General features: G+C 61.0%; 29 protein-coding genes and 3 tRNA genes. 22 read left to right on the forward strand and 10 right to left on the reverse strand.

Annotated features, from left to right (window positions below):
- Positions 1 to 3: 3 nt before the first annotated feature.
- Positions 4 to 849, forward strand: coding sequence for a putative RNA methyltransferase (locus WBK19_RS07690; protein WP_511288481.1), 846 nt, complete (start codon positions 4 to 6; stop codon positions 847 to 849).
- Between the two features lie 97 nt (positions 850 to 946).
- Positions 947 to 1,579, forward strand: a complete 633-nt coding sequence (locus WBK19_RS07695) for a COG3650 family protein (protein ID WP_511288483.1) — start codon at positions 947 to 949, stop codon at positions 1,577 to 1,579.
- A gap of 61 nt (positions 1,580 to 1,640) precedes the next feature.
- On the opposite strand, the gene WBK19_RS07700 is transcribed toward WBK19_RS07695, so the two are convergent.
- On the reverse strand, positions 1,641 to 2,654 hold the full coding sequence (locus tag WBK19_RS07700) for a CDP-6-deoxy-delta-3,4-glucoseen reductase (RefSeq protein ID WP_511288485.1): 1,014 nt from the start codon (positions 2,652 to 2,654) through the stop codon (positions 1,641 to 1,643).
- 33 nt (positions 2,655 to 2,687) lie between these two features.
- On the opposite strand from WBK19_RS07700, the gene WBK19_RS07705 reads away from it, so the two are divergent.
- The 7 genes from WBK19_RS07705 to WBK19_RS07735 all read left to right on the forward strand — a co-directional run bounded on the left by WBK19_RS07705 (position 2,688) and on the right by WBK19_RS07735 (position 7,856).
- Positions 2,688 to 3,578 carry an SDR family oxidoreductase gene (locus WBK19_RS07705; RefSeq protein WP_511288487.1) on the forward strand — a complete coding sequence of 297 codons (891 nt, stop codon included), beginning with the start codon at positions 2,688 to 2,690 and terminating at the stop codon, positions 3,576 to 3,578.
- Entirely contained in the window at positions 3,566 to 3,982 is a 417-nt protein-coding gene (locus WBK19_RS07710; protein ID WP_511288489.1) for a CopD family protein, read from the forward strand. Before WBK19_RS07705 ends, WBK19_RS07710 begins: the two co-directional genes overlap by 13 nt.
- Before the next feature lies 1 nt (position 3,983).
- Positions 3,984 to 5,126, forward strand: coding sequence for a THUMP domain-containing class I SAM-dependent RNA methyltransferase (locus tag WBK19_RS07715; protein WP_511288491.1), 1,143 nt, complete (start codon positions 3,984 to 3,986; stop codon positions 5,124 to 5,126).
- Between the two features lie 115 nt (positions 5,127 to 5,241).
- Complete coding sequence (locus WBK19_RS07720; protein WP_511288493.1) at positions 5,242 to 6,537, forward strand: acetyl-CoA hydrolase/transferase family protein; 1,296 nt, start codon at positions 5,242 to 5,244, stop codon at positions 6,535 to 6,537.
- 11 nt (positions 6,538 to 6,548) lie between these two features.
- A complete protein-coding gene (locus WBK19_RS07725) occupies positions 6,549 to 6,875 on the forward strand; it encodes a hypothetical protein (protein WP_511288495.1) in 327 nt (108 codons plus the stop codon).
- Positions 6,876 to 6,977: 102 nt separating this feature from the next.
- Positions 6,978 to 7,316, forward strand: a complete 339-nt coding sequence (locus WBK19_RS07730; protein ID WP_511288497.1) for a hypothetical protein — start codon at positions 6,978 to 6,980, stop codon at positions 7,314 to 7,316.
- Between the two features lie 12 nt (positions 7,317 to 7,328).
- Complete coding sequence (locus WBK19_RS07735) at positions 7,329 to 7,856, forward strand: glycine zipper family protein (RefSeq protein ID WP_511288499.1); 528 nt, start codon at positions 7,329 to 7,331, stop codon at positions 7,854 to 7,856.
- A gap of 118 nt (positions 7,857 to 7,974) precedes the next feature.
- Here WBK19_RS07735 and lipA read toward each other — a convergent pair whose 3' ends face one another.
- The 6 genes from lipA to WBK19_RS07765 are packed head-to-tail and all read right to left on the reverse strand — an operon-like array spanning position 7,975 to position 12,764.
- Entirely contained in the window at positions 7,975 to 8,919 is a 945-nt protein-coding gene (gene lipA / locus WBK19_RS07740) for a lipoyl synthase (protein ID WP_511288501.1), read from the reverse strand.
- A complete protein-coding gene (lipB, locus tag WBK19_RS07745; protein ID WP_511288503.1) occupies positions 8,912 to 9,529 on the reverse strand; it encodes a lipoyl(octanoyl) transferase LipB in 618 nt (205 codons plus the stop codon). The genes lipA and lipB overlap by 8 nt, the downstream gene beginning before the upstream one ends.
- Positions 9,530 to 9,799 carry a YbeD family protein gene (locus WBK19_RS07750; protein ID WP_494648372.1) on the reverse strand — a complete coding sequence of 90 codons (270 nt, stop codon included), beginning with the start codon at positions 9,797 to 9,799 and terminating at the stop codon, positions 9,530 to 9,532.
- A gap of 1 nt (position 9,800) precedes the next feature.
- Complete coding sequence (locus WBK19_RS07755; protein WP_511288505.1) at positions 9,801 to 10,676, reverse strand: D-amino acid aminotransferase; 876 nt, start codon at positions 10,674 to 10,676, stop codon at positions 9,801 to 9,803.
- Positions 10,677 to 10,680: 4 nt separating this feature from the next.
- Complete coding sequence (locus WBK19_RS07760) at positions 10,681 to 11,820, reverse strand: D-alanyl-D-alanine carboxypeptidase family protein (protein WP_511288507.1); 1,140 nt, start codon at positions 11,818 to 11,820, stop codon at positions 10,681 to 10,683.
- 35 nt (positions 11,821 to 11,855) lie between these two features.
- Positions 11,856 to 12,764 (reverse strand): LysR family transcriptional regulator, encoded by a 909-nt coding sequence (locus WBK19_RS07765; RefSeq protein ID WP_511288509.1) that lies wholly within the window; start codon positions 12,762 to 12,764, stop codon positions 11,856 to 11,858.
- A gap of 102 nt (positions 12,765 to 12,866) precedes the next feature.
- On the opposite strand from WBK19_RS07765, the gene htpX reads away from it, so the two are divergent.
- From htpX to WBK19_RS07795, 6 genes are all read left to right on the forward strand, one after another.
- Positions 12,867 to 13,742 carry a protease HtpX gene (gene htpX / locus WBK19_RS07770; RefSeq protein ID WP_511288511.1) on the forward strand — a complete coding sequence of 292 codons (876 nt, stop codon included), beginning with the start codon at positions 12,867 to 12,869 and terminating at the stop codon, positions 13,740 to 13,742.
- A gap of 41 nt (positions 13,743 to 13,783) precedes the next feature.
- Entirely contained in the window at positions 13,784 to 15,019 is a 1,236-nt protein-coding gene (locus WBK19_RS07775) for a TolC family protein (RefSeq protein ID WP_511288513.1), read from the forward strand.
- On the forward strand, positions 15,019 to 16,158 hold the full coding sequence (locus WBK19_RS07780; RefSeq protein WP_511288515.1) for an efflux RND transporter periplasmic adaptor subunit: 1,140 nt from the start codon (positions 15,019 to 15,021) through the stop codon (positions 16,156 to 16,158). The genes WBK19_RS07775 and WBK19_RS07780 overlap by 1 nt, the downstream gene beginning before the upstream one ends.
- Complete coding sequence (locus WBK19_RS07785; protein WP_511288517.1) at positions 16,155 to 19,265, forward strand: efflux RND transporter permease subunit; 3,111 nt, start codon at positions 16,155 to 16,157, stop codon at positions 19,263 to 19,265. Before WBK19_RS07780 ends, WBK19_RS07785 begins: the two co-directional genes overlap by 4 nt.
- Positions 19,262 to 19,600: a P-II family nitrogen regulator gene (locus WBK19_RS07790; RefSeq protein WP_511288519.1), complete on the forward strand. Its 339-nt coding sequence runs from the start codon at positions 19,262 to 19,264 to the stop codon at positions 19,598 to 19,600. Before WBK19_RS07785 ends, WBK19_RS07790 begins: the two co-directional genes overlap by 4 nt.
- A 118-nt stretch (positions 19,601 to 19,718) precedes the next feature.
- A complete protein-coding gene (locus WBK19_RS07795) occupies positions 19,719 to 20,333 on the forward strand; it encodes a GAF domain-containing protein (protein ID WP_511288521.1) in 615 nt (204 codons plus the stop codon).
- A gap of 23 nt (positions 20,334 to 20,356) precedes the next feature.
- Here WBK19_RS07795 and WBK19_RS07800 read toward each other — a convergent pair whose 3' ends face one another.
- Genes WBK19_RS07800 through lgt form a run of 3 tightly spaced genes read right to left on the reverse strand, consistent with a single transcriptional unit; the run spans position 20,357 to position 22,424 of the window.
- A complete protein-coding gene (locus tag WBK19_RS07800; RefSeq protein WP_511288523.1) occupies positions 20,357 to 21,109 on the reverse strand; it encodes a hypothetical protein in 753 nt (250 codons plus the stop codon).
- A 6-nt stretch (positions 21,110 to 21,115) separates the two neighbouring features.
- Positions 21,116 to 21,592, reverse strand: a complete 477-nt coding sequence (locus tag WBK19_RS07805) for a VOC family protein (RefSeq protein ID WP_226442084.1) — start codon at positions 21,590 to 21,592, stop codon at positions 21,116 to 21,118.
- Between the two features lie 40 nt (positions 21,593 to 21,632).
- The gene (gene lgt / locus WBK19_RS07810; protein ID WP_511288525.1) at positions 21,633 to 22,424 is read right to left on the reverse strand and encodes a prolipoprotein diacylglyceryl transferase; all 792 of its coding nucleotides are present in this window, start codon (positions 22,422 to 22,424) and stop codon (positions 21,633 to 21,635) included.
- An 88-nt stretch (positions 22,425 to 22,512) separates the two neighbouring features.
- Between lgt and ilvD the strand changes: the two genes are divergently transcribed.
- From ilvD to WBK19_RS07845, 7 genes are all read left to right on the forward strand, one after another.
- Complete coding sequence (ilvD, locus tag WBK19_RS07815) at positions 22,513 to 24,369, forward strand: dihydroxy-acid dehydratase (RefSeq protein WP_511288527.1); 1,857 nt, start codon at positions 22,513 to 22,515, stop codon at positions 24,367 to 24,369.
- Positions 24,366 to 24,986 carry a homoserine/homoserine lactone efflux protein gene (gene rhtB, locus WBK19_RS07820; protein ID WP_511288529.1) on the forward strand — a complete coding sequence of 207 codons (621 nt, stop codon included), beginning with the start codon at positions 24,366 to 24,368 and terminating at the stop codon, positions 24,984 to 24,986. Before ilvD ends, rhtB begins: the two co-directional genes overlap by 4 nt.
- A gap of 150 nt (positions 24,987 to 25,136) precedes the next feature.
- A complete protein-coding gene (locus tag WBK19_RS07825) occupies positions 25,137 to 25,445 on the forward strand; it encodes a c-type cytochrome (protein WP_511288531.1) in 309 nt (102 codons plus the stop codon).
- A gap of 99 nt (positions 25,446 to 25,544) precedes the next feature.
- A tRNA-Tyr gene (locus WBK19_RS07830) sits at positions 25,545 to 25,629 on the forward strand.
- Between the two features lie 39 nt (positions 25,630 to 25,668).
- Positions 25,669 to 25,742 (forward strand) — tRNA-Gly (locus WBK19_RS07835).
- Positions 25,743 to 25,772: 30 nt separating this feature from the next.
- A tRNA-Thr gene (locus WBK19_RS07840) sits at positions 25,773 to 25,847 on the forward strand.
- A 53-nt stretch (positions 25,848 to 25,900) separates the two neighbouring features.
- A partial coding sequence (locus tag WBK19_RS07845) for a GTP-binding protein (RefSeq protein ID WP_511288539.1) occupies positions 25,901 to 26,078 on the forward strand: 178 nt, incomplete at its 3' end.

Here is a 26,078-nt window from a genome sequence, read left to right on the forward strand (position 1 = left end):
GGCGTGAGTATCGTTCCCTTTCAGGCGCTGGCTTGCCCGCTCGATGGCGCGCCGCTGCATTGCCACGGTTCGGCTTGGCGCTGCGCCACCGGCCACAGTTTTGACGTTGCCAGCCAGGGGTACGCCAACCTTCTGCTCGTGCAGCAAAAGCGTTCGCTCGACCCGGGCGACAGCAAGGAAATGGTTGCCGCCCGCCGGCGTTTCCTCAATGCCGGCCATTACCAGCCGATTGCCGCGGCGGTCAGCCGGGTGGCGTTGGCCGACATTCCCGCCAACGCAACGATCAGTTGCCTCGATGCCGGATGCGGCGAGGGCTACTACCTGCGCCAGCTTGCCGCTGCGGCGGGTGAAGGACAAACGCTGGCCGTGCTTGGTCTCGACATCTCGAAATGGGCGGTGCTTTCCGCCGCCAAGCAGGACAGGCGGCCGAACTGGTTGGTCGGCAGCAATGCCAATCTGCCGGTGCTGCCGACCAGGCTCGACCTTGTTTTGTGCATGTTCGGTTTCCCGGTCTATGGCGAGTTTGCCCGCGTGCTCAAGCCGGGCGGCGTGCTGTTGCAGGTCGATGCCGGGCCGGACCATCTGCGCGAGCTGCGCGAAATCATTTATCCCGCGCTCAAGCCTGAGCGTGCCGCCGACACGCAGGTGCCGGCCGGTTTTTGCCACCTGTCGACGGAAATCGTACGTTTCCAGTTGGCCATCGACGGCGCCGAGCAGATCGCCGACCTGCTGGCCATGACGCCGCATCTTTACCGGGCCAGCGCCGAGGGGCGGGCGCGGGCGGCGGCGCTGACCGCGCTGGCGGTGAGCGTGGATGTCCGCCTGACACGTTTCGGGCGCCTCGCCTGAGCATCGGGAACGTCAGCGCTTTTTCAGTTGCATCAAACGATTTGCCGGGCGGACGGGTGACAATGGCCGACATTGCCTTTCACCGGACTGCCTCGCCATGACCTTTCGCCATTCCCTTGCCGCGCTAGCCGTTTTGTTGCTCTCCGCCGCCCTTCAGGCCGACGAGGCCAAGCCGGTCGATATGGCGCCGAAAATGGCCTACGGGCTCATGATGAAGCAGGGCGACCGGCTGATTTTTTCGCCCTGCCGCGACCGCAGCTACGCCAATGTCGAAGACGTTTCGGCCGATGGCAGTGTGACCAGGGTGCTCAACAGCGTCGGGCTCGATGCCGGCAAGCGGCTCTACGTCGAACTGCTCGGCGTGCTCGACAACGGTACGTTGAAGGCTTCGGCCTTCAACATGGCGCGCGTCGAAGGGCGCTGCCAGATGCCGGGCGGCAAAGAGGAATCGTGGCGCGCCGCCGGCAACGATCCGGCCTGGGCGCTGGTCGCCGGCGGCGAACATGTCCGCCTGCAGCGCTACGGCAAGCCGGAGGTCGTGCTGCCTTACACGGAGTTCCGAAGCGAAGGAAACCTCCACCGCTACGACGGTGCCAACGATCACGCCAAGCTGGTCGTCCGCCTCGAAAAGACCATTTGCCATGATGTCCAGGCCAACGGCGTTTTTGCGTGGACGGCCTCAGTCGATCTGAACGGTCAGGTGCTCAAGGGCTGCGCCTGGCAGCGTTGATTCTCGCGTCTTCTACGGTCAACCGGAAAAACTGGCCAAAATTGAAATCGCTCCTGGCGACTCAAGTCGTCGAAAAGGTGAAAGCGTCGGCGAAGAACTCTTCTTCCGGCATGCCTTGTGCCGCGAAGTCGCGTTTGGCTGCCTCGATCATGACCGGCGCCCCGCAGGCATAGACCTGGTAGCCGGAAAGATCGGGGAAGTCAGCCAGCACAGCCTGGTGCACGAAGCCGGTGCGACCGCTCCATTCGTCGCCAGCCGCCGGCTCGGTGAGCACCGGAACGTAGGTGATATTGGCGTGTTCGGCTGCCCATTTTTCCGGCAGCGCGTTCTGGTACAGATCGACCCGTGCCTTGGCGCCCCAGTAGATGAACATCGGCCGGCTGATGTTTTTGGCCATGGCGTGTTCGACGATCGACTTGACCGGAGCAAAGCCGGTGCCGCCAGCAAGCAGGATCATCGGCTTGGACGAATCCTCGCGCAGGTAAAAGCTGCCATGCGGGCCGTTGAAACGCAGGATGTCGCGGACCTTCAAGGTCGAGAAAACCTGCTCGGTGAACAGGCCGCCGGGAACGTGGCGGATATGCAGTTCCAGCATGTTCTCGTCACGCGGCGCACTGGCCAGCGAGTAACTGCGCTTCTTGCCGTCCTTGAGCAGGATGTCAATGTACTGCCCGGCGAGAAACTCAAAACGTTCGTTGGCGGGAAGGCGCAGATGCATTTCGATGACATCCGGCGCCAGTTTGTCGAGCTTCTCGATGCGCGAAGGCAGGGTCTTGACCGGAATGTCGCTGGCCAGAGCCAGTTGCTTGCACTCGATGACCAGATCGGTCTGGGCGCTGGCGCAGCAAAACAAGGTCATGCCGGCGGCCTTTTCATCGTCGGTCAGGGCGTGTGGCTGCGACTTGCCGTGGTCAACCGTGCCGCTGACGACCTTGCCCTTGCAGGCGCCGCAGGCGCCATCCTTGCAGCCGTACGGCAGAATCAGGCCCTGGCGCAGCCCGGCGTCAAGCAGGGTCTCGCCGGCTTCGGCGCTGAAGGCGCGGCCGCTCGGCTGGACGGTGATCTGGTAGCTCATAATTTCCCCTTGGTCGTCGGCTACAATGCCGGCGTGCAAAAAATCCTGATTGTTGGCAGCGGGGACGTTGCCCGCCGCATCCTCTCCCGCATTGTCCCTGATGCTCGCGTCTATGCCCTGCTGCGCAATGCCAGCCGGGCGGCCGAATGGCGCCAAGCGGGGGCGCGGCCGGTGCTGGCCGATCTCGACGACCGGGGCAGCCTGCAACGCATCGCCGGACTGGCCGACAGCATTCTGCATCTGGCGCCACCGCCCGGCGAAGGCCGTCACGACACGCGTACCCGCAACCTGCTGGCCGCCTTGGGCAAGAGCAAAAGTCTACCACGGTGTCTGGTTTACGTAAGCACGACGGGGGTTTATGGCGATTGTGGCGGGGCGCAGATCGACGAAACGCGCCGCCTGAATCCGGAGAGTTCCCGAGCCGGTCGGCGGGTTGATGCCGAACGTTGCCTGCGCCAATGGGGCAAGCAGACCGGCGTCAAGGTCTCAATCCTCCGCGCCCCGGGCATCTATGCTGCCGACCGCCTGCCCGTCGAGCGCCTGAACAAGGCCCTTCCGGCGCTGTGCGCGGCCGATGACGGCTACACCAACCACATTCACGCCGACGACCTCGCCGCTGCCTGTATCGCCGCGCTACGTCATGGCGGCGCCAACCGCGTCTACAATGTCGTCGATGATTCCGACCTGAAGATGGCCGAGTACTTCGACCGGGTCGCCGATGCCTTTGCCTTGCCGCGCCCGCCGCGGATTTCGCGGGAGGAAGCGGCGAGAACGTTGTCGCCGGTGCAGATGTCCTTCATGCGTGAATCGCGGCGTATTGGCAACCAGCGCCTGAAAACAGAATTAAAACTAAAGCTCGCCTTCCCGAACATCGATGTCGGGATCGCCGATGCAGTCTCAAGGAGAAACGCATGCTCGTCGTAAAGACTCTGCATATCTGGATGGTCATTTCGTGGTTTGCCGGCCTGTTCTACCTGCCGCGCATCTTTGTAAACCTGGCCATGGTGCCGGCCGACAGCGTCGCCGAGCGCGACCGTCTGCTTTTGATGGCCGGCAAACTGTACAAATTCATGACGCCGCTTGGCGTATTCGCAGTGCTGACCGGCTTGTGGCTGTGGTTCGGCTACGGCTTCACGGGCGGCTGGCTGCACGCCAAGACCACGCTGGTCGCCGTGCTCGCGGTTTACCACTGGCATTGCGGCCGGGTGCTCAAGCAGTTTCAGGGCGGCGGCAACAAGAAAACCCACATCTGGTACCGTTTCTATAACGAACTGCCGGTTATCGTCCTGCTGATCGTCCTCTTCCTCGTCGTCCTCAAGCCCTTCTGACATGAATACCTATTTCGCAATTTGCCCGCGCGGGCTGGAAGAACATTTGCTCGAGGAACTTCGTGGCGTCGGCGGCGAAGACCTGCGGACGACCCATGGTGGCGTATTTTTCACCGGCGACTGGTTGGTCTGCTACCGGGCCAATCTCGAGTCCCGACTGGCCACCCGCATTCTCTGGCACATCGTCAAGGGGCCGTACCAGAAGGAAGAAGATATCTACCGGCTGGCCGTCCGCCAGTTGTGGCCGAATCATTTCGACGTGACGCGCACCATGCGCGTCGTGACGACGGCCATCAAGTGCCCGCTCAAGTCGCTCGATTTCGTCACGCTGCGCGTCAAGGATGCCGTTTGCGACCGCTTCCGCGAGGACCGCGGCGACCGGCCGAACATCGAGACGCGTAACCCGGATGTCAGCATCCATGTTTTCCTGTCCGAAAACGAATGCACGCTGTACCTCGACACTTCCGGTCAGCCGCTGTGGCAGCGCGGGTTCCGCAAGGCCAGTGTCGACGCGCCGCTCAAGGAAAACCTGGCGGCCGGCATTCTCAAGATCACCGGCTGGCAGCCCGGTACGCCGCTAGTTGACCCGATGTGCGGCAGCGGCACCTTCCTGCTCGAAGCCGTGCAGATGGCGCTGGACCGGGCGCCCGGTCTGGATCGCGGTTTCGCCTTCGAGATGCTGCGCAATTTTGAGGCGCTCAACTGGGCGAGCATTCGCCAGGCCGCCGAAGCGCGCGTCAAGCCGGCCGAGCCGATGGATATCCGCGGTTACGACATCGACGACAAGGCCGTCCGTGCCACCCGACGCAACCTGCAGGAAGCCGGTTTTGGCGGCATCGTCACGGTCGACCAGGGAGATCTGCTGGAAACGCAACCGCTGACCGATCACGGCATTCTCGTCACCAACCCGCCCTACGGCGAGCGCATTGGCGAGCAGGATGAACTGGCTGCCTTCTACCCGGAACTCGGTTCGGCCCTGAAAAAACACTGGGCCGGCTGGAATTGTTTTTTCTTCACAGCCGACCTGCGTTTGCCTAAACTGGTCGGGCTCAAGCCGAGCCGCAAGACGCCGCTGTTCAACGGTCCGCTCGAGTGCCGCCTGTTTGAAATTCGCATGGTTGCCGGCAGTAATCGCAAGGTATAAGCACGCTTCAATTGCTGCAATGCAATACGCATGGGGTTTTGATCCCGGTCAGCTTGTCGGTCTGACCACCATGCGAGGATTAACGTTTTGCCAAAATAATTTCAGGAGATAGCGCATGTCCGTCCAGGCCCTGTATCAACAAAAACGCATGTCCGCTGCCGATGCCATTCGCGTCGTCAAGAATGGCGACACGATCGTCGTTCCGACCGCCGTCGGCGAGCCGCCCAGCCTGCTGGCGGCTCTGTCAGAGGCGCGTCGTGATTTTCGCGATGTGCAGGTTTCGCAGATTCTGGCCGTGCGCAAGTTTGGTTATCTGGATCCGGAGACTGTCGAGCATGTCCGTCATACCGCCTACTTCTACAGCGGCGCGACCCGCCCGGGCGGCAAGGATGGCTGGGTCGATTTCATACCGGCCTATTTCTCGGAGATGCCATCACTGATCAACCGTGGCCTGATGCCGGCCGATGTCGTGTTCACGATGGCTTCGCCGATGGACGAGCATGGGTTCTTCTCGCTGTCGCTGGCTGCTGATTACACGATGGCCGCCATCGACCGGGCGCGTGTTGTCGTGCTCGAAGTCAATCCGAACGTGCCGTTCGCCAATGGCGACTGTCACATCCACATTTCGCAGGTTGCTGCCCTGTGCGAGAGCGACGAACCGATTCTCGAAGTCGGCCTGCCGAAGATCGGCCCGGTCCAGGAAGCCATCGGCAAGTACGTCGCCGAGATGATTCCGGATGGTGCCACGCTGCAGATCGGCTACGGCGGCATTCCAGACGCGGTGGTGATGCAGCTGACCGACAAGCACGATCTCGGCATTCACACCGAAATGGTCGGCGACGGCATCATGTCGCTGGTCGAAGCTGGTGTCGTGACCAATCGCAAGAAGAACTACCACCACGGCAAGATGTTGGCGACTTTTGCGCTTGGCTCGAAGAAGCTCTACCAGTTCATGCACCGCAATCCGGCGCTCGAAATGCACCCGGTCGATTTCACCAACGACCCCTATCTGGCTGGGCAGAACGACAACCTGCACGCCATCAACGCGACGATGCAGATCGATTTCCTCGGCCAGTGCGGTTCGGAAAGCCTCGGTCCGATTCCCTACTCGGGGACCGGCGGCCAGTCCGATTTTGTGCGTGCCGCCAACCGCTCGAATGGCGGCAAGGCCTTCATCGTGCTGCCGTCGACGGCCAAGGACGACACCATTTCGCGCATCGTGCCGACCCTGTCTCCAGGTACCCACGTATCGACCAGCAAGAACGACATCAACTATGTCGTCACTGAATTCGGTGTTGCCCAACTGCGCGGCAAGACGGCCAAGCAGCGGACCGAAGCGCTGATCGGAATCGCCCATCCGAATTTCCGGGGCGAGCTGCGCGATGCAGCGAAACGCCTGAAATTGCTCTAAGGGAGCAGACGATGATTCTGCAAAAGCAATTTACCGATCAGGAGTTGTCGCAGATCATCGAGGAAGGCGCGATCTATATGTGCGCCTGCCCGGCACAGGTGGCGGTGGAGTTGCGTAGCCTGCGCGAGCTGCACCGCTACCAGAACGCCTGCGAAGTCGATCCGGGCAATGATCACCAGGTCCATAAAGCCATCGCCGAGGCGACAATGCGGGCGCATGTGCTGATGGAGGCGTGCATGGTGGACATTCTTGCGCTTGAGGGCTGGGACCGGACGACGCTCAAAATGCCGGAGAGTCTTCGCCGCAGACGCGACGAGGAGATTGCCCGGGACGACTGAGTTAGCCGGGCATTCCGCTTACAACTTGTAGCAAATTTAATCGCTCGTCCGGCCTAAAATTGACTATCGTGTAATTGTGGTCAAGGAAGGCTGGAGTTCCCCATGAAAGCGGCAAAAATTCTGATGGTCGTGTTGGCGGTGGTGATGGCCGGGATGGCGACGAGCGCCTCGGCGCATGGTCCGCGGGGTCGTGTTGGCGTGTACATTGGCGGTCCGGTGTTGTGGGGGCCGATGTGGTACCCGTCGCCTTACTATTATCCGCCGCAGGTGGTCGTTGTGCCGGCTCCGCAGCCTCCGGTCTATATCGAACAGCAGCAGGATGCAGCCCCAGAGTCAGGCCAGCAATACTGGTATTTCTGCAAGAGCGCCCAGGGCTATTACCCTTACGTCAAGGAATGTCCTGGCGGCTGGCAGAAGGTTCTGCCGCAACCGGAGAAATGAATGATGGTTGAAATGAAGAGACTTCTCCCGCGATTGAGCCTGCTGGGCGGTGCGTTATTCCTCGGTGCTTGCACCGTGTTGCCGACCGGGCCGAGCGTGATGGTTTTGCCGGGTACAGGGCAGAGCATTGAGCGTTTTCGCGAAGACGACCAGTATTGCCGGCAGTTTGCCCACATCCAGATTGGCGGCAAGACCGCCGGCGAGGCTGCCAGGGAATCTGCAGTGACCAGCGCAGCCGTCGGTGCAGCCGTTGGTGCGGTGGCCGGCGCGGCGATTGGTGGTGACGGTCGTGGCGCGGCGACCGGCGCAGGCGTTGGTTTGCTGCTCGGCAGCGCAACCGGCGCCGATAGTGCCCGCGCCTCGGGTGTCGGCACGCAGCGTCAATATGACAATGCCTACATCCAGTGCATGTACAGCAAGGGGCACCGCGTGCCGGTGCCAGCCAGCATGGCTTACCCGCGCGCAGTACGTTCCAGCGATGCAGGTCTCCCGCCACCGCCTCCGGGCGCTCCTCCGCCGCCACCGCCCGGCGTGCAATAAGCTTTCAGCCATGAAAAATGCCCGGCATCACCTGCCGGGCATTTTGTTTTTGGCCTGTTTTTACGGTAGACCGTAGCAAGCCCGGTTGACCGTGGAAGTTGGTTCCCTGTGCCCGGAATCAGGCGACGCCGGCGCTGTGCGCCTGCTCGTCAGCCCAGTAGCTTGAACGCACCATCGGCGCACAGGCGGCGCCGGTGAAGCCCATCTTTTTCGCTTCTTCTTCGTACATCTTGAAGATGTCGGGATGGACGTAGCGGGTGACGGGCAGGTGATGCCCCGACGGGGCCAGATACTGGCCGATGGTCAGCATCTCGACGTCGTGGGCGCGCAGGTCGCGCATGACCTCGAGGATTTCCTCATCGGTTTCGCCGAGGCCGACCATCAGGCCGGACTTGGTTTTGACGTCGGGATAGCGCGCCTTGAACTGCTTGAGGAATTCCAGCGAGTGCTTGTAGTCGGCGCCGGGGCGGGCCTGCTTGTAGAGGCGGGGTACGGTTTCCATGTTGTGGTTGAGGACGTCGGGCAGGGCGCCGCCGAGGACTTCGAGGGCGACATCCATGCGACCACGGAAGTCGGGAACCAGGGTTTCGATGGTGGTGGTCGGCGACAGCTCGCGGGTGTTGCGGATGACGTCGACGAAGTGCTGGGCACCACCGTCGCGCAGGTCGTCGCGGTCGACGCTGGTGATCACGACATATTTGAGCTTGAGGGCGGCGACCGACTCAGCCAGTTCGCGCGGTTCGTCCGGGTTGGGTGGCAGCGGCTGGCCGTGGCCGACGTCACAGAACGGGCAGCGCCGCGTGCAGATGTCGCCGAGGATCATGAAGGTCGCCGTGCCGCGGCCGAAGCATTCGCCGATGTTCGGGCAGGTGGCTTCTTCGCAGACCGTGTGCAGTTTCTTTTCGCGCAGCATGGTCTTGATTTCGCCGAAGCGGCCGGCGCTGTTGCCGGCCTTGACGCGAATCCATTCGGGTTTGCGCAGCGGGGTGTCGACCGGCACGATCTTGATGGGAATGCGTGCGGTTTTGAGTTCGCCTTTTTGCTTGACGCCTTTTTCAGCCATTTTGTTTATCCAGTTGCTGCAGCAAGTGTTGAGAGAGTTGCTCGCCGGCCTCGTGTGCGGAGAGCGGAATATTCAGGTCTTTGGTCTGGATGACTTTCAGCCCGGCGTAGCCGCAAGGATTGATCGCGGCGAAGGGGGAAAGATCCATGTCCACGTTGAGCGAGACGCCGTGATACGAGCAGCCGTTGCGAATGCGCAGGCCGAGGGCGGCGATCTTGGCCTCGCCGACGTAGACGCCTGGGGCGCCGGTGCGACGTTCGGCGGTCACGCCATGCTTGGCCAGCAGGTCGATGACGGCCTGTTCGATGGCGGTGACCAGTTCGCGCACCTTGATTTTCAGGCGGGCGAGGTCGAGCAGCAGGTAGATCACGACCTGGCCCGGGCCGTGGTAAGTGACCTGGCCGCCACGGTCGATCTTGACGATGGGAATGCCGACATCCTTGAGGATGTGTTCCGGCTTCCCGGCCTGGCCGAGGGTGTACACCGGCGGATGCTCAACGATCCAGATTTCGTCCGGCGTTTCGGCGGTGCGGCCGGCCGTGAAGTCCTGCATGGCCTGGAAGGTGGGTTGGTAATCGACCCGCCCCAGGCGCTTGACGACAGGAGGCACTTACAGCACGACCTTGATCATCGGGTGACCGCTAAGGTCGGTGTACAGCGCATCGAGTTGCGGCTTGGACGTGGCGATCACGGTGCACGTCAGGCTCACGTAGTTGCCGCCGGAGCTGGCGCGCATTTCCATGCTGGCACCGTCGAAGTCCGGGGCGTGCACGGTGACGATGTCGAGGACGACCTGAGCCAGGCTGTCGTCAGCCTTGCCCATGATCTTCAATGGAAATTCACAGGGGAATTCGAGGAGCGTGTCCTTGTACGATGCCATTTCAGCCTTTGCGCATTACGGTGTTCTTGAAATCCTGGTACCACTGCCACATCTGCTCGCCGAGCGGGCCGGGCTGGCCGGTGCCGATTGGTTGGCCGTCGAGCGTCGTGATTGCCAGGATTTCTTTTGTCGATGAGGTCATCCAGACCTCGTCGGCGGCACGAAGTTCAGTTTCTTCAATTTCGGCGATTTTTACCGGTTGACCGTGGAACTCGGCCAATTCGAGTATCACGTCGTAGGTAATTCCCGGCAGCATCAGCTGCGTCTTGGGCGGGGCGCAGAGCACGCCGTCCTTGACGATGAAGATGTTCGATGCCGCGCCTTCCTTCATGAAGCCGTCGCGAATCAGCAGCGCTTCAGCGCAGCCTTGCTCAACGGCCTGCTGGCGGGCCAGCACGTTGGCGAGCAGCGAGATGACCTTGAGGTCACAGCGCGACCAGCGCAGGTCGGGCACAGTGATCGCCGCGACGCCCTTGGCACGGATGTCGGCCGGCGTTGTGACCAGCGGCGAAGAAAAGGCAAAAGCGGTCGGCGGCACGCTGGCCGGCGGAAAAGCGTGGTCGCGCTTGTCATCGGCTCCACGCGTTACTTGCAGGTAGATCGACTGGTCGTCCCAGGGGGCGGTTTCGATCAGCTTGAACACCACTTTTTTCCATCCGTCAGCCGTCAGCGGATTGGCCAGCTTGATGCCATCCAGCGTCGCCTGCAGGCGTTTCAGATGTTCATCGACACGGAACACCCGGCGCGAATAGACCGGGATCACCTCATAGACGCCGTCGCCGTACAGAAAGCCGCGGTCGAGCGGCGAAATGCCCGCTTCGGCCAGCGGCTTGAACTGGCCGTTCAGGTAAACGGGATCGGCGACGTAGGGCGTCATGGGTTTAGTTGAACCAGAGTCGAATGGTGTCGAGGATACGAATGAAGATGTTGCCAAGTGGCACATTTTCAAGAGCGACGACTGGATATTCACCGTAAACCTTGCCGTCGATGCTGACTTTCAGCACGCCAAGTTTCTGGCCGATCTCGATCGGAGCGATCAGGCGTGGCTCGGCGACGAAATCACTTTTCACCTTGTCGGCGTAACCCTTGGGCACGGCTATCGACAGGTCATTGGCAAAGCCGGCCTTGACCTCGCTCTGGGCGCCCTTCCAGGCGCGCAGCGTGGCAACCGCCTGATCCTTGGCGTAAAGCGTCACGGAATCGTAGGAGATGTAGCCCCAGTTGAGCAGTTTCTGCGACTCGCTGGCCCGGGCGCTGTCCGAGACAGTGCCGAGGACGACGGAGAGCAGGCGGCGCTTGTCGCGCAGGGCGGAGGAAATCAGGCAATAGCCAGCAGCTTCTGTATGGCCGGTCTTGACGCCATCGACCGTGGGGTCGATGTAAAGCAGGCGGTTGCGGTTGGGCTGGGTGATGCCGTTGTAGGTGTATTCCTTCATCGAGTAATACTTCTTGTATTCCTCGGGGAAGTCTCGTATCAGTGCGGAGGCGAGCAGGGACAGGTCGCGCGCCGTGGTGTAGTGCTCAGGATCGGGCAGGCCGGTTGAGTTGCGGAAGCTCGAGGCATTCATGCCCAGCCGTTGCGCCTCGCGGTTCATCATCTGCGCGAAGTTTTCTTCGCTACCGGCAATGCCTTCGGCCAGCGTGACGCAGGCGTCGTTACCGGACTGGACGATCATTCCCTTGATCAGGTCTTCCACCGGTACTTGCGTGTCGACGCGGACGAACATCTTGGAACCGCCAGTGCGCCAGGCTTTTTCGGAGACTGGCAGCGGCTGACTGAGGGCCAGGGTTTTCTTGTGCAGGGCGGCGAAGGTCAGGTAAGCCGTCATGAGTTTGGTCAGCGAGGCGGGCTCCAGGCGCTCGTCGGATTTTTCTGCGGTCAACACCTGATTCGAGCCCATTTCCAGCAGCAGCCAGGATTTGGCGGCCAGAGACGGGGGAACGGGCAATTGCTGGGCTATCGCCTGGGCGGCGAAAGCGAAACTAAGGGCGAGAAGGGTGGTCTTGCGGAACAGCGACATTGGTTTTGGACTTTGTTTTGCGTTGGGGGTGGAAATTATACCCTTGGCTCAATCACGACTTGTGGCGCGGCGGCGCAAAGCGCCTCGACGGCCGGGTGGCGGATGCGGCGCTCGTTGGAAATGGCAAAGATGTGCTCGCTGACGCCGCTCATGGCGCCGAGTGGTACGGCTTGCAACTGGCTGGCGACTTGCTCGGCGAGCGCCAGCGGGGCCGGGAAAATGCCCAAGCCGCCACGTCCGAAGGTCGTCAGCAAGGCGCTATCTTCGAATTCGCCAACGATTTTCGGATGGATGTTCGTATTTTCCAGCCAGCGGTCGATGCGGCCCCGCAGCGCATTGTGGCGGGTAGGCAGGAGCAGCGGCGCGCCGTCCAGACTTTTCGGGAAATTCTGTCGGTATTGCTCGGCCAGCCCCTGCGTCGCGAACAGTCCAGTGGCGAAATCACCGAGCGGCGTACTGAATACTTTGAGATTGGCGCTGACCGGGGCCGCCCGGTCGGTCAGCACGACATCGAGTCGGTGCAGGGCGAGGTCGGCGAGCAAGGTATCGAATTCGCCTTCGTCGCAAATCAGCCGGACATCGGCCGGCATGCTGGTCACTGTAGAAAGTAGGCGGTAAGCCAGAAGTTTGGGAATGCCATCGGAAATACCGGCGCGCAGACGAAGTGTGGACTCGCTACCGCTGTTCTCGACGGCCTCGGTCAGCGCCTCACCGAGCTGGAAAATCTGGTCGGCGTAGCCCTGCGCCACGCGCCCGGCCTCGCTCAGCACCAGGCCGCGGCCCTGGCTGTTGAACAAGGCTTTGCCCAGTTGTCTTTCCAGCAACGAAAGCTGGCCACTGATCGTCTGGACGGCCACGCCCAGGCGTTCCGCCGCCCGGGTAATGCTGCCTTCCTGGGCGACGACCCAGAAATAATGAAGATGTTTATAGTTAAGGGGCGTCATGAGTTCTGCAGAAAAAAACGAAGAGTATTTCCATTTTGCTCCCATTTTTTGGTTTGTTGCAATGCAATAACATCCGCCTGTTTCTCTTTCGAGGAGTTGATCATGAAACGAGTTGTCCTTTTTCTCGCCACCAACCTCGCCGTCATGCTGGTCCTCAGCGTGGCGACCAGTCTGCTTGGCGTCAACAAATTCCTGACCGCCAACGGTCTCAATGTCGGCATGCTGTTTGTCTTCGCCGCAGTGATCGGCTTCGGTGGTGCCTTCATTTCCTTGCTCATGTCGAAGACCATGGCCAAGTGGAGCACAGGCGCCCGGGTCATTGAGGCACCGAGTTCGTCGACCGAGATGTGGCTGGTCGACACCGTCGCCAAGCTGGCCAAGCGTGCCAACCTGCCGATGCCGGAAGTCGCCATCTACGACGGCGAGCCCAATGCGTTCGCCACTGGTGCCAGCAAGAACAGTTCGCTGGTTGCCGTCTCGACCGGCCTGTTGCAGGGCATGACGCGTGACGAAGCCGAAGCGGTACTGGCCCACGAAGTCGCCCACATCGCCAACGGCGACATGGTGACGATGACGCTGATCCAGGGCGTGGTGAATACTTTCGTCGTCTTCCTGTCGCGCATCGTCGGCTACCTGGTTGATGGTTTCCTGCGCCGTGGCGACAACGAAAACACCGGGCCAGGCATCGGCTACTGGGTGACTAGCATCGTCTGCGAAATCGTCTTCGGTCTGCTCGCCAGCATCATCGTCGCCTGGTTCTCGCGTCAGCGTGAATTCCGCGCCGATGCAGGGGCATCCGGCCTGATGGGCTCGCCGGTCCCGATGCAAAACGCGCTGCGCCGCCTGGGCAACCTGCACACCGAGCCATTGCCACAGAACATGGCGGCCTCGGGCATTGCTGGCGGTAGGAGCTGGATGGCCTTGTTCTCGACGCATCCGCCGCTTGAAGAACGTATTGCTGCCCTGGGAGGCCGTTGACCGTAGCCAGCCAATGGCACGCGGTTTGCTAAGTAAATTTTATGATGCATTGCACAAAAATACTGACTTTCGCTTTGGGCATGGGCGCGACGCTAGCTTTCGCCCAGCCCGAATTCGATCTGCCGAAACTCGAGGCGCTGGCGCTGTCGTCCAGTCGTGCCGTGCTGTCGGCGCGCGACCAGATTACGGCGGCGCGCTATGCGGTGGATAGCGCCGGCGCCTTTCCCAACCCCGAGCTCGAATATCTCGGCGGGACGTCGCGCAGCCGCGGCGTCGGCGGCAATACCGGCGACGCACGTAGCGTTACGCTGACCCAGCCGCTCGATATGCCGTGGCGGCGGTCGGCCCGGATTGGTGCGGCAGAGGCCGGGCTGGAGTCGACGACGGCAGCGGTCAGGGCCTTTGAAGCCGATACGCTGGCCCGCCTGCGCCTGCGTTATTTCGAGGTCTTGCGGCGTGATGTTGAACTGAGCAATACGCGTGAAGATCTGGCGGCCATGGAGAGTGTGCGCTCGCGTATCGCGCTGCGGGTGGAGACCGGCGAAGCCCCGCGCTTCGAGTTGATAAAGGCCGATGCCGAGTTGCTCAATGTTCAGAAAACCGCCCAGGCGGCCGGTTTTCGCGGTGAGCAGGCGCGCTCGCAATTGCGCCAGAGTGTAGGCGGCGCCTTGCCCGCCGACTTTACTCTGAGCGGCCGCTTGCGGGATGTGCCGGAATTGCCCCCGCTGGATGGTTTGCGCAAGCAATTGGCCGAAACCAGCCCGGATTTGGCGCGTGCACGCTCCGAAATGGTGCGCGCCCAGCATCTGCTTGATCTCGAACGCCGCCAGCGCTGGCCCAATGTGGCGCTGAAAGCCGGCATTGAAGAGGATCCCGATACTCGCGCCAACAAGCTTGGTGTAGTCGTATCTATTCCTTTGTGGGATCGCCGTAGCGGCCCGGTTGGCGAAGCCTCGGCGCAGTTGTCGCGGGCCCGCCATGAATTGGCCGCGCAGGAATTTTCGCTGGCTCAGCAGCTTGAAATCGCCTTCCAGCAATATGAAATTGCCCAGGCGCAGGTTGTCGCGCTCGAGTCCGGCATTCTCATGCAGGCCGAAGCGGCCGTGAAAGTGGCGGAAGCGGCCTATCGTTTTGGCGAACGTGGTTTTCTCGAAGTGCTCGATGCGCAGCGGGTTTTCCGCGCCGCACGCGCCGAATTGATTACTGCACGTTACGAACTGGCTTCGGCCTGGGTAGAAATTGAACGACTACGGGCAATCCCCGGAGGAAAAGAATAATGAAAAAAGCCCTATTTTTGCTGTTGACCGTGGCAACACTGGCCGGCTGCAATCAGGAGAATGACAAATCGGCCGCGCAGCAGGTGCGCGATCCCTTGAGCGTGACACCTTCGCCGGAACTGCTCGGTCAGCTCAAATTGAGCGATGTCAGTACTCAGCCTGTGGCCGAAACGCTGCGCGTCAGCGGGCGTATCGATTTTGACGAGCAACGTCTGGCCCGTATTGGTGCCACGGTAACGGGCCGGGTCACCGATATCGACGCCCTGCTGGGCCAGAGTGTCAAAAAGGGCGAAATTCTCGCCAGGTTGAACAGCAGTGAGTTGTCCAGCCAGCAACTGGCTTATCTCAAGGCACGGGCGCAGCTTGAACTGAATCGACGCAATGCAGAACGCGCCAAGGCTCTGTTTGAGGGCGACGTGATCGGTGCGGCTGAACTGCAGCGCCGGGAAAGCGAATACCAGATTTCGAAGGCTGAGACGCGGGCGGCCAGCGATCAATTGCAGTTGCTGGGCGTCAGCCCGGCGGCCATTGATCGCCTGGGCAAGCAGGGCGAGGTCAATTCCGTGACGCCGGTTGTGGCGACCTTGAATGGCGTCGTCGTTGAACGCAAGTTGGCGCAGGGGCAGGTTGTGCAACCGGCTGATTCCCTGTTTGTCGTCGCCGATCTTTCTCGCCTGTGGGCCGTGGCACAGGTGCCGGAGCAGCAGGTCAGCCAGGTCAAGACCGGGCAGTCGGTGAGCATCGAAGTGCCGGCGCTGGGCCATGAAAAGCTGGTCGGCAAACTGATTTTTGTCGGTCAGACCATCGACCCGGAGACGCGTACGGTCCTGGTTCGTACCGAACTGGATAACCGCGATGGCCGCCTCAAGCCGGCCATGCTGGCTTCGATGCTGATCGAAGCCAAGCCGGTCGAGCGGCTGGTCATACCGGCTGGCGCGGTTGTTCGTGAAAATGACGAGGATCACGTTTTTGTCGCCGCGGGCGATGGCGCCTTCCGTTTGGCCAAGGTCAAGCTGGGCCCCGAGCAGGGTGGAGTGCGCGTCGTTCAGTCGGGCCTCAAAGGTGGAGAAAAACTTGTGGTTGATGGCGCTTTTCACCTGAACAACGAGCGTAATCGCAAGGAAATGGAGGGATCGTGATCGAGTCCCTCGTCCGTGGGGCGCTCAAGCAGCGCCTGATCGTCGCGGTGATCGCCACCGTCCTTTTCTTCTTCGGACTCGACGCAGCACGCAAGCTGTCGGTCGATGCCTTCCCCGATGTGACCAACGTCCAGGTCCAGATCGCCACCGAGGCCACCGGCCGTTCGCCGGAAGAGGTCGAGCGTTTTGCCACCGTGCCGCTTGAGGTCGCGATGACCGGCCTGCCCGGGCTGGAGGAGATGCGCTCGCTGAACAAGCCCGGCCTGTCGCTGATAACCCTGGTTTTCAACGACAAGACCGATGTTTATTTCGCCCGCCAGCTGGTCATGGAGCGCCTGCTCGAAGTCGGTTCGCGCTTGCCGGCCGGCATTACACCTGTGCTTGGGCCGGTGTCGACCGGCCTCGGCGAGGTTTATCAATACACGCTGGAACGGCCCGATGACGGTGACCGGACTCTCAGCGTAGAAGAGTTGATGAAGCGCCGGGTCGCCCAGGACTGGGTGGTGCGCCCCTTGTTGCGCTCGATTCCGGGGGTCGCCGAAATCAATTCGCAGGGCGGCTACGCCAAGCAGTATCAGGTGCTGGTCAACCCCGACAAGCTGCGGCACTTCGGGCTCAGCGTCGCCGACGTATATCAGGCGGTCGGTCGCAACAATGCCAATGCCGGTGGCGGCGTCTTGCCGCAATTTGCCGAGCAGTACTTGATTCGCGGTGTTGGCCTGGTCCGCGATCTGGAAGATCTGCGCGCCATCGTCCTCAAGGAGAAGGATGGCGTGCCGGTGTACGTTCGCGATGTCGCTGACGTGCAGATCGGCCACGATGTCCGTCAGGGCGCGGTGATCAAGAACGGGACGACCGAGGCGGTCGGCGGCGTGGTCATGATGATCGCTGGCGGCAACGCCAAGGAAGTGGTCAGCCGGGTCAAGGCGCGGGTTGAGGAGATCAACCGCAAGGGCATGTTGCCTGACGGCCTGAAGATCGCGCCGTATTACGACCGCTCGGAGCTGGTCGATGCGGCTTTGTGGACCGTAACCAAGGTGCTGCTCGAGGGCGTCGCGCTGGTTGTCGTCGTGCTCTTCCTGTTCCTTGGCGATGTCCGCTCTTCGCTGATCGTCGTTGGTACGCTGGTGCTGACGCCGTTGCTGACTTTCATGGCGATGAACAAGCTGGGCATTTCGGCCAACCTGATGTCGCTCGGCGGCCTGGCCATCGCTATCGGTCTGATGGTCGACGGCTCGGTGGTGGTCGTCGAAAATGCCTACCTGCAACTTGGCCGCCATGCCAAGAGCGGCGAGAGCCAGTTGCGGGTGATCCTGCGCGCCGTGGTCGAAGTGGCGACGCCGGTCATCTTTGGTGTTGGCATCATCATTCTCGTCTTCCTGCCGTTGATGACCCTGCAGGGCATGGAAGGCAAGATGTTCGCGCCGCTGGCCTATACCATCGCCATCGCGCTGGCCATTTCGCTGGTCCTGTCGATGACATTGACGCCAGTGATGTCGACCTACCTGCTCAAGCCGCCGGCCCACGATGGTGACCACGATACCAAGCTGATCGCCGCCATGAAGCGTCGCTACCTCAAGATGCTGCACTGGACGCTGGGCAACGAGCGCAAGACGGTGATCCTGGCTGTCAGTGCCTTTGTGCTGACGGTAGGTACGCTGCCCTTCCTCGGCACCGCCTTTATTCCGGAAATGAAGGAAGGTTCGGTCGTGCCGGGTATCAACCGGGTGCCCAACATCTCGCTCGACGAGTCGATCAAGATGGAAATGGAGGCCATGCGTCTGGTCATGCAGGTACCGGGTGTCAAATCGGCAGTGTCTGGCGTTGGTCGGGGCGAATCGCCGGCCGACCCGCAGGGGCCGAATGAATCGACGCCCATCGTCAGCCTGAAACCGCGTAGCGAATGGCCTTCCGGCTGGACGCAGGAGGACATTCAGGACGCCATGCGCGAGAAATTGAAGGTCTTGCCGGGCGTGCAGGTCGTCATGGCCCAGCCGATTTCCGACCGCGTCGATGAGATGGTGACCGGCGTGCGCTCCGATATCGCCGTCAAGGTCTTTGGCGACGATCTCGATCAGTTGAAGAAGATCGCCGGGCAGATCGGCAAGGTCGCCCAGACCTTGGAGGGGGCGCAGGATTTGCGCATCGAGCGGATCAGCGGGCAGCAGTATTTGTCCATTGAAATTGACCGGCAGGCCATTGCCCGGCTTGGTTTGAACGTATCGGACGTCAATGATTTGCTGGAGACAGCGGTTGGCGGCAAGGTGGCTACCGAGATTTTCGAGGGCGAACGTCGATTCCCGGGCGTTGTCCGTTTGCCGGAGAGTTTTCGCAACAACGTCGAGGCGATTTCGAACATCCTGATCACCTCGCGCAACGGTGCCCAGGCGCGCTTGGCCGACGTGGCCAAAATCAGCGTCATGGACGGCCCGGCGCAGATTTCGCGGGAGCTGGGCAAACGACGCATTGTCGTCGGCGTCAACGTCAAGGACCGCGACCTCGGCAGTTTCGTCGCCGAGTTGCAGGAGAAGGTGGACGGCCAGATCAAGTTGCCGGACGGCTATTACCTGGAGTGGGGCGGTCAGTTCCAGAATATGGAGCGGGCGCTGGGGCACTTGAAGATCATCATCCCGATCACCATCGCGGCGATTTTCTTCCTGCTCTTCCTGCTCTTCAATTCGCTGCGTTTCGCCACGCTGATCATCACCGTGCTGCCTTTCGCGTCCATCGGTGGCATCATCGGCCTGTTCGTCAGCGGCGAATACCTGTCGGTGCCGGCCTCGGTGGGTTTCATTGCGCTGTGGGGTATCGCCGTGCTCAACGGCGTCGTGCTGGTGTCCTACATCCGTGGTCTACGCGACCAGGGACGCAGCGTGCGCGACGCGGTGGTCGAGGGCGCAACGCTGCGCTTCCGGCCGGTCATGATGACGGCGACGGTGGCCATGCTCGGCCTGATCCCCTTCCTGTTTTCCAGCGGGCCGGGCTCCGAGGTACAGCGGCCGCTGGCCATCGTGGTGATTGGCGGGCTGATTACCTGTACCCTGCTGACGCTGTTGGTCTTGCCCACCATTTACCGCTGGTTTGACGATGAAGAGGTCGAAGCATGAAAGAAATCAAGGCAGTCATTCGCCCCAACAAACTGGCGGATTTGCGTGATGCGTTGGTCGTGCTGCCCGGATTTCCCGGCATGACAGTAACCAAGGTTGAAGGCTGCAGCGCCCCGTCGCGCCATGTGCCGGCGCGGACCAAGATCAAGGATGAATTGACCGATTACACGCCGAAGGTGCGCATCGAAATCGTTGCCCCGGATGAGGTGGCCGAGACCATTTTTCAGCGGATTACCGAGGTGGCAAAGACCGGACATTACGGTGATGGCCTGGTGTGGATTACAGACATCCATCGGGCGGCCTTCATCTTCAAGACGACGCCGGGTCCTGAGTAAGGTCAAAAAATGACTATTACTTTCGTCAGCTGTGGAGGATTTCACGGGCGGAACTAGCCGGGGTTCTTAAAATTCGGACTTGAATATTTGTCCTTCGGGGCGGGTCAGTCGGAATTTTATGGAAAACATGGTCAATCCGGGATTCGGCAGAACCTTGATGTCGCCGCTGGAGTTGCAGGAAGGTATTGCCAGCCTGTCGCGCGGCGCCTATTTCAAAGAGGCGCCGCTCGACATGATGCTGAGCATCCTGACCGAGTCGGCGGCGCAGATGTCCGGCGTCGAGCGCGTCAGCATCTGGGCGCTCAACAACCAGCAACAGGAGCTGCTCTGCCTTGACCTCTTTGAGCTGTCACCCCGGCGCCACAGCAAAGACCAGCGTATCCATGCCCGCCAGTATCCGCTGTACTTTCAGGCATTACGGGCCGGCAGCAGCATTGCGGCTGACGATGCCTACATTCATCCATTGACCGCCGAGTTTGCTGCCGATTATCTGCCCCGTCATGGCGTGACGGCCATGCTGGATACACCAATCCATATCCGCGGCGAGTTGCAGGGGGTGCTCTGTCTCGAGCAGGTCGCCTCGCGCCAACCGTGGACGTCGTCGCACGGGCTGTTTGCGCAGGCGGTGGCCAATCTGGTAACGCTGGCCCTGGTCGAATATGAGGCGAAAGAAGCGAAGCTTCAGGCCCGTGCCGTCGGCGAACGCCTGCGCGCCGTTTGCGGCGCGATCTGACGACATTTCAGTTTTGGCCGAAATTACCGGTTGACCGTGGCAATGGTGGTACCGAGTGCCTCCAGCCGATTTTGGATTTCCATGCGGACGGCGGCGCTATCGAGGTCGGCAGCATTCCGGTTGATACAATCTGATAGCTGTCGGGCGAGGTGCATGACGCCCCAGATTTCGAGCAGTTCGGCTTGTTGGGCCAGCTTGAGCGCTTCCGTGGTCAGGGCGTAGGCATCCGGCGGCAGAGCGGCCAGGGCATCGTGCATCAACTGGATTTGCTCGCTGGCTTCATCAACGAATAGCTGGTCGAGAACGGCCGAGCGCTCGTCGATTTTTGTCGCCTTGGCGCATGCCTCTAGGCGTCCGGCGAAGTGGTCGGCGCGTTCCGGGAAGGCTGGGTGCTCAAGGCCGTCGGCTTCGCTCAGGCATTCGATGGCGGCGCTCATGGCGGCAATCAGGCGAGGCGACAGCGTATCTTCTTCAAGACGGTCGGCAGCGCTGGCCAGTGCTTCGCCAAGACGCAGGCAGTTGGCGTCGACGGTTTCGATGGCGATGGTGTACAGCCCGAAAATGGCCGGTCGAATATCGTCGGCGCCGGCGCCATGGCGCTCCGACCATGCCGCTGCAAGCCGTTTGTTGGCGGCAATCCAGCGTTCATTGAGTTTCGGGTCGAAGCGCGCCTTTCTGGGTGTGGCCACCCAGGGCAGGATCGCCGCGGTCGCCTCCAGCGTGGGGGCGAGCGCGGCGCGGGTTTCCTCGAGTTCGTGCTCGGGGATGTCAGCCATTTTGGTTTATTGGGCGGCCAGCTTGGCGAAGGCCGAGACGACTTCCGGCGGCGCCTGTACCAGTTCGATCAGCACGCCTTCGCCGCCGATCGGGAATTCCTCATTACCCTTTGGGTGCAGGAAGGTGATGTCGAAACCGGCGGCGCCCTTGCGGATGCCGCCCGGGGCGAAACGTACGCCGTTGGCCGACAACCATTCGACAGCCTTGGGCAGGTCGTCGATCCACAGGCCGACGTGGTTGAGCGGCGTGGCATGCACGGCCGGCTTCTTCTCCGGGTCGAGCGGCTGCATGAGGTCCACTTCGACCTTGAACGGGCCGGTGCCCATGGCGCAGATGTCTTCATCGACGTTCTCGCGCTCGGAGACGAAGGTGCTGGTGATTTCCAGGCCGAATTTCTCGACCCACAGGGTGCGCAGTTTTTCCTTGGAAGGGCCGCCGATGGCGATTTGCTGGATGCCGAGAACCTTGAACGGACGTGTCATGAGTCGATTCCTGTCGTGTAGTGGATAACGTAATCCATAATTATAGAGATTTCCTGCGCTGGGCGAGCACCAGTAAAACGATGCCGGCCAGCACCATCGGCAGTGACAGCCACTGGCCCATGCTGATCGTGTACGACTGGCCAAAGATGCCGGCATCCGGCTCGCGGAAGAATTCGGTGATGAAACGGAAGCAGCCGTAGCCGATCAGGAAAACACCGGACACCGCACCGCGTTGCTGCGGTCGACCGGAAAAAAGCCACAAAATTGAAAAGAGGGCGAGGCCTTCGAGACCAATGTGATAGAGCTGCGATGGGTGGCGCGGCAGCATGTCGCCGGATTGCGGGAAGATCATCGCCCACGGCAGGCTGGCGTCGGCGACACGGCCCCAAAGCTCGCCGTTGATGAAGTTGCCGAGACGGCCTGCAGCCAGGCCGAGCGGGACGAGCGGCGCGACGAAATCCATGATGTCCCACCAGTTGATCCGCTGTTTGTTGGCCCATAGCCCCATAGCGGCGAGCACGCCGAGAAAGCCACCATGGAAGCTCATGCCGCCTTTCCAGACGGCGAAAATTTCCAGTGGATTGCTCAGGTAGTAAGCCGGTTCATAGAACAGCACCTGCCCAAGTCGCCCGCCGACAATGACGCCAAGCATCCCGTAAAAGAGCAGGTCGTCGAGCTGCTCGACGCTAAGAATCGACGGACGACTCTTGATCCGGTAGCGGCCGAGCAAAATAAACTGAACGAAGGCGACGAGGTACATCAAACCGTACCAGCGCACCGAGATTGGGCCGGCCGAGAAGGCGACGGGGTCGAACTGCGGGTGAAGAAGCATCGAAGGTTCAGAGTGGGCTAGAATTAGCCGATTATAGTTCGCGCGCCATGACAAGACGTCGGCGCCAGATTCAGACGGAGAGAGAGTCATGCCGCAATACCGTTCACGCACCTCCACCCACGGCCGCAACATGGCCGGCGCCCGCTCCCTGTGGCGCGCCACCGGCATGAAGGACGGCGACTTCGGCAAGCCGATTATCGCCGTGGTCAACAGCTTCACCCAGTTCGTCCCGGGCCACGTGCACCTCAAGGACATGGGCCAGCTGGTCGCGCGCGAGATCGAGGCGGCCGGCGGCGTTGCCAAGGAATTCAACACCATCGCCATCGACGACGGTATCGCCATGGGCCACAGCGGCATGCTGTATTCGCTGCCCAGTCGCGACCTGATCGCCGACTCGGTCGAATACATGGTCAACGCCCACTGCGCCGACGCCATGGTCTGCATCTCCAACTGCGACAAGATCACCCCGGGCATGCTGATGGCCGCCATGCGCCTCAACATTCCGGTCATCTTTGTCTCCGGCGGCCCGATGGAAGCCGGCAAGGTCAAGATTCAGGGTAACGTCGTGCACCTCGACCTCGTCGATGCCATGGTCAAGGCCGCCGACCACACGGTTTCCCAGTCCGATCTCGACGAAATCGAGCGCTCCGCCTGCCCGACCTGCGGTTCCTGTTCCGGCATGTTTACCGCCAATTCGATGAACTGCCTGACCGAAGCTTTCGGCCTCAGCCTGCCCGGCAACGGCACCGTCGTCGCCACGCACGCCGACCGCAAGCAGCTTTTCCTGCGCGCCGGCCGCCTGATCGTCGATCTGTGCAAGCGCTATTACGAGCAGGATGACGCCTCGGTCCTGCCGCGTTCCATCGCCACCAAGGCCGCGTTCGAAAACGCCATGACCCTCGACGTCGCCATGGGCGGTTCGACCAATACCGTGCTGCACATCCTGGCCACGGCGCAGGAAGCCGGTGTCGACTTCACGATGGCCGATATCGACCGCATTTCGCGCGCCGTGCCCTGCCTGTGCAAGGTCGCGCCAATGACCGACAAGTATCACATCGAGGATGTCCATCGGGCCGGCGGCATCATGGGCATCCTGGGCGAACTGGACAGGGCAGGACTGATCACGCGCGATGTGCCGACCGTCCATATCAAGAATATCGGGGAAGCCATCGAGCGCTGGGACGTGGTGCGCGAACACGACGTCAAGGTGCACGAGTTTTTCAAGGCCGCCCCGGGCGGCGTGCCGACCCAAGTTGCCTTCTCGCAGGACCGTCGCTTCAACGAACTGGACCTTGATCGCACGAACGGCTGTATCCGCAACAAGGCTAACGCTTTCTCGCAGGAGGGCGGCCTGGCCGTGCTTCACGGCAACATAGCGGTCGACGGCTGCATTGTCAAAACGGCTGGTGTCGATGAGTCGATCTGGAAGTTCTCCGGCAAGGCTCGCGTCTTCGAAAGTCAGGATGCTGCGGTCGAAGCCATTCTGGGCGAAAAAATCGTTGCTGGTGACGTCGTCGTCATCCGCTACGAAGGCCCGAAGGGCGGCCCCGGCATGCAGGAAATGCTCTACCCGACCTCCTATCTCAAGTCGATGGGCCTCGGTAAAGCCTGTGCGCTGCTCACCGATGGCCGTTTCTCTGGCGGCACCTCCGGTCTTTCCATTGGCCACGCTTCGCCGGAAGCGGCCGACGGCGGCGCTATTGGTCTGGTCGAAGAGGGTGACACCATCGAAATCGACATCCCGAATCGTCGCATTCACTTGGCTATCGCCGATGACCAACTCGCCAGCCGTCGCGCTGCGATGGAAGCCAAGGGCGACGCTGCCTGGCAGCCGGTCAATCGCGAACGCGTCGTTTCCGCCGCGCTGCAAGCCTATGCCCTGATGGCCACCTCGGCCGACAAGGGCGCCGTGCGCGACGTCAAGCAGATTCAGCGCCGTAAATGACACTCGCGGTCTGGCTTGGTTTCCTGCTGGCGGCCATCCTGATCGCCGTGACCCCAGGGCCGGGCGCGGTGATCAGCATGAGCACCGGCATGCGGCACGGCTATTGGGCCGCACTGACGGCCATTCTTGGTCTTCAGTCGGCGATTCTGCTCCATTTGCTGATTGTTGCGCTTGGCCTCGGCGCGCTATTGGCCGCCTCGGAAACAGCATTTTTGCTGGTCAAGTTTTTGGGTGCGGCCTACCTGCTCTGGCTCGGTATCCAGAAATGGCGGGCGCCCGTCGTTCCGGTCGACGCCAATGCGCCGATGGTTCGTCGCAAAGGGCTATTTCTGCAGGGGGTTCTGGTCAATCTGACCAATCCGAAAGCGATCATATTCATCGGCGCGCTGGTTCCTCAGTTTGTCAATCCAGCGGAACCTCAAATTCCCCAGTACCTGATGATAGCGACAACACTCTGTCTGACGGATATGGTTGTAATGTCCGGATACGCGCTTGCCGCAGTACATCTGGGTCGGTGGTTGCATGATCCGGTCGCTATTCGTTTGCAGAATCGCCTTTTCGGTGGTTTATTCGTCTCGGCTGGTACGTTGTTGGCTTTATCGTCGCGACCTTCATAAGCATTTGCTGTCAACGCGTTGCTAAGGCTGTGCGTTAATTACCTTGAGCAGGAGATGCGGTTACACCGAGCTTCCTGTTTGCAAGGGATAGAAAAGGGTTTTATCATCCAATACTGATTTATCCACCAACCTGAATAACGGAGCGAGAGAATGAAAGCTGTTTATGTTGCCGTGATGGCCGCCGCTGGTATCGTAATGGCCGGTCAGGCCCAGGCCGACGAAGCTCTGGCCAAGGCCAAGAACTGCATGTCCTGCCATGCCATCGACAAAAAGCTGGTTGGTCCGGCTTACAAGGAAGTCGCTGCAAAATACAAGGGTGACAAGGCTGCCCCCGCGATGCTGGCCACCAAGGTCAAGGCTGGTGGCAAGGGCGTCTGGGGTCAGATCCCGATGCCGCCGAACAACGTTACCGAAGACGAAGCCAAGAAGCTGGTCGCCTGGGTACTCTCCCAGAAGTAATTTCAGTTTCGAAAGCGGAAAAAGCCGGCTATATGCCGGCTTTTCTGTTTTTGGGTGTTGACAGGGCTGGTGGTCGTCCGGATAATCCCGGGTTCTTCCGGAGGGGTACCCAAGCGGTCAACGGGAACAGACTGTAAATCTGTCGGCTCTGCCTTCGAAGGTTCGAATCCTTCCCCCTCCACCAGATTAAATGCTGTAGCAGCCTGTGTTGCGGGCGTAATAAGCGGGTGTAGCTCAATGGTAGAGCTGAAGCCTTCCAAGCTTAAGACGAGGGTTCGATTCCCTTCACCCGCTCCATAACGCAGTACGGCTGGAGTTTTAAGGTAGGCCCATGTGGCTCAGTGGTAGAGCACTCCCTTGGTAAGGGAGAGGTCGGCAGTTCGATCCTGCCCATGGGCACCACCGATTAGCTTGGATTCTGGATTTTTTATTTATTTGATTATTGAGGAACTGGAATGGCTAAGGAAAAATTCGAGCGTACCAAGCCGCACGTAAATGTCGGCACTATTGGTCACGTTGACCATGGCAAGACGACGCTGACGGCGGCGATCACGACGGTGCTGTCTGCCAAGTTTGGTGGTTCGGCCAAGAAGTATGACGAAATCGACGCGGCGCCGGAAGAAAAGGCTCGTG

The sequence above is a fragment of the Azonexus sp. genome (assembly GCF_049652925.1).
Classification (GTDB): Bacteria; Pseudomonadota; Gammaproteobacteria; order Burkholderiales; family Rhodocyclaceae; genus Azonexus.

Excerpts from the sequence above, each read along its gene's own strand:
- WBK19_RS07695 (WP_511288483.1), top strand. The coding sequence starts at position 947 with ATGACCTTTCGCCATTCCCTTGCCGCGCTAGCCGTTTTGTTGCTCTCC.
- WBK19_RS07700 (WP_511288485.1), bottom strand. The coding sequence starts at position 2,654 with ATGAGCTACCAGATCACCGTCCAGCCGAGCGGCCGCGCCTTCAGCGCC.
- WBK19_RS07710 (WP_511288489.1), top strand. The coding sequence starts at position 3,566 with ATGCTCGTCGTAAAGACTCTGCATATCTGGATGGTCATTTCGTGGTTT.
- WBK19_RS07715 (WP_511288491.1), top strand. The coding sequence starts at position 3,984 with ATGAATACCTATTTCGCAATTTGCCCGCGCGGGCTGGAAGAACATTTG.
- WBK19_RS07720 (WP_511288493.1), top strand. The coding sequence starts at position 5,242 with ATGTCCGTCCAGGCCCTGTATCAACAAAAACGCATGTCCGCTGCCGAT.
- WBK19_RS07725 (WP_511288495.1), top strand. The coding sequence starts at position 6,549 with ATGATTCTGCAAAAGCAATTTACCGATCAGGAGTTGTCGCAGATCATC.
- WBK19_RS07730 (WP_511288497.1), top strand. The coding sequence starts at position 6,978 with ATGAAAGCGGCAAAAATTCTGATGGTCGTGTTGGCGGTGGTGATGGCC.
- WBK19_RS07735 (WP_511288499.1), top strand. The coding sequence starts at position 7,329 with ATGAAGAGACTTCTCCCGCGATTGAGCCTGCTGGGCGGTGCGTTATTC.
- lipA (WP_511288501.1), bottom strand. The coding sequence starts at position 8,919 with ATGGCTGAAAAAGGCGTCAAGCAAAAAGGCGAACTCAAAACCGCACGC.
- WBK19_RS07750 (WP_494648372.1), bottom strand. The coding sequence starts at position 9,799 with ATGGCATCGTACAAGGACACGCTCCTCGAATTCCCCTGTGAATTTCCA.
- WBK19_RS07755 (WP_511288505.1), bottom strand. The coding sequence starts at position 10,676 with ATGACGCCCTACGTCGCCGATCCCGTTTACCTGAACGGCCAGTTCAAG.
- WBK19_RS07760 (WP_511288507.1), bottom strand. The coding sequence starts at position 11,820 with ATGTCGCTGTTCCGCAAGACCACCCTTCTCGCCCTTAGTTTCGCTTTC.
- WBK19_RS07765 (WP_511288509.1), bottom strand. The coding sequence starts at position 12,764 with ATGACGCCCCTTAACTATAAACATCTTCATTATTTCTGGGTCGTCGCC.
- htpX (WP_511288511.1), top strand. The coding sequence starts at position 12,867 with ATGAAACGAGTTGTCCTTTTTCTCGCCACCAACCTCGCCGTCATGCTG.
- WBK19_RS07775 (WP_511288513.1), top strand. The coding sequence starts at position 13,784 with ATGATGCATTGCACAAAAATACTGACTTTCGCTTTGGGCATGGGCGCG.
- WBK19_RS07780 (WP_511288515.1), top strand. The coding sequence starts at position 15,019 with ATGAAAAAAGCCCTATTTTTGCTGTTGACCGTGGCAACACTGGCCGGC.
- WBK19_RS07790 (WP_511288519.1), top strand. The coding sequence starts at position 19,262 with ATGAAAGAAATCAAGGCAGTCATTCGCCCCAACAAACTGGCGGATTTG.
- WBK19_RS07795 (WP_511288521.1), top strand. The coding sequence starts at position 19,719 with ATGGAAAACATGGTCAATCCGGGATTCGGCAGAACCTTGATGTCGCCG.
- WBK19_RS07800 (WP_511288523.1), bottom strand. The coding sequence starts at position 21,109 with ATGGCTGACATCCCCGAGCACGAACTCGAGGAAACCCGCGCCGCGCTC.
- WBK19_RS07805 (WP_226442084.1), bottom strand. The coding sequence starts at position 21,592 with ATGACACGTCCGTTCAAGGTTCTCGGCATCCAGCAAATCGCCATCGGC.
- lgt (WP_511288525.1), bottom strand. The coding sequence starts at position 22,424 with ATGCTTCTTCACCCGCAGTTCGACCCCGTCGCCTTCTCGGCCGGCCCA.
- ilvD (WP_511288527.1), top strand. The coding sequence starts at position 22,513 with ATGCCGCAATACCGTTCACGCACCTCCACCCACGGCCGCAACATGGCC.
- rhtB (WP_511288529.1), top strand. The coding sequence starts at position 24,366 with ATGACACTCGCGGTCTGGCTTGGTTTCCTGCTGGCGGCCATCCTGATC.
- WBK19_RS07825 (WP_511288531.1), top strand. The coding sequence starts at position 25,137 with ATGAAAGCTGTTTATGTTGCCGTGATGGCCGCCGCTGGTATCGTAATG.